General features: G+C 72.3%; 1 protein-coding gene. It reads right to left on the bottom strand.

Annotated elements, in window-relative coordinates:
* On the bottom strand, window positions 1-825 hold an 825-nt coding region (locus tag ABEA26_RS35975; RefSeq protein WP_345598283.1), incomplete at its 3' end, for a methyltransferase domain-containing protein.
* Window positions 826-1,323: the final 498 nt, after the last annotated feature.

Below are 1,323 nucleotides of genomic sequence, written 5' to 3'. Positions count from 1 at the left end.
GCAGAGCAGGAACAACCGCGCGTCCGGCGGCATCACGGTGGCCAGGTTGTCGGCGTAGCGGACTCGTTCGGCGTCGCTGAACACGTGGAACAGGCCGCAGTCGAGCACCGTGTCGAACTGCTCGCCCAGGCCGCCGAGTTCGAGCGCGTCCCCGACCAGGAAGCGAGCCTGCAGGCCGCGCTCCCGTGCTTTGCGCCGCGCGATCTCGATCGCCGTCGACGCCGGATCGATGCCGACCGTCGGCAGGCCGAGCGCCGCCGCCATGAGCACGACCTCACCGGTGCCGCACCCGACGTCGAGCACCCGGCCGCGGAAGGCGCCTGCCTCGGCGAGGTCGCGCAGTGCCGGTTGCGGACGGCCGGTTTCCCAGGGCGGCGTACCCGCATACCGCGCGTTGAAATGCTCGGGGGACAGGGCATCGGTGAGCCGGCGCGCCAGTTTCTCGAGCGTCTCGACCAATTCCTTGGCCTGGCCGGGGTCTTGGATCCCGGCGGCCGCGGCGAGCGGCTCGTCGACCCGCGCGGCGGCTCGACCGGCGGTCCTGTGCCGGGCAGCCGCCCGGACAACCGTTTGTCCGTCCGGAGCAGCCGCGGTGGTGACCGCACCCCGGTCGCGCAGGGTGGCGACGCTCGTCTCCACGTGGCTCGCCGGGAAGCCGGTGCGGTTGGCGATCTCGGTGATCGAGGTGTCCGGGTGTTCAAACACGTCGGTCATGACGTGACGCACGCCGGGAGACAGCTGTCGCATACCCGTGGGGTCCGGGAGGGCGTCCTCGCCGATCCGCATCAGCTTGCGCGCGAGGTCGTGCAGTTCGAAGCCGTCCATGGCCGGAGAGTCTTCCCGACGCCGGACAGCGCACGCCATCACGCAGGTTGACGGTACTGGGGATCACGGGTCGGTCGGCTGGGGTGCTCGCTGAACTCGGGGTGGAGACAGGTCTGTTGTGACGGGAGCTGGCAACGGGCAGGGCCTGCGGCACCGGCCGCGCAGGCGGGCCGTGGGCGAGGTGTGGCCCCGGCCCGCCGGGCGGGGACGCTCCGTCAGCCCGGGCGTGCGTCTCCAGAGCCCGGCCCGCGCGGATGCGGGCCACCAGGGCCCCAGGGCCTGGGGAGGGGCAGACCGGCGGGCGCGTGGTGACGCGACCGCATCGCACGTCCGGGAAGAACGCTCCGGACCGGTACGAAGAGATACTTCTTGTTAGGCCTGGGAGGCGGGCCGGGTCAGTGCCGCGCGGGCGTCGGCCCGCAGCCGGACCCGATCGGGTTTGTCCCAGCCGGTCGTCGGCAGTTTCCGGCGGATGTCGATCAGGCTGGGGACGTAGGT

It is taken from the genome of Streptomyces marokkonensis (assembly GCF_039539045.1).
Lineage (GTDB): Bacteria > Actinomycetota > Actinomycetes > Streptomycetales > Streptomycetaceae > Streptomyces > Streptomyces marokkonensis.
The sequence above is the reverse complement of the archived record's forward strand: the minus strand, read 5'-3'. Positions and strand labels throughout refer to the sequence as shown.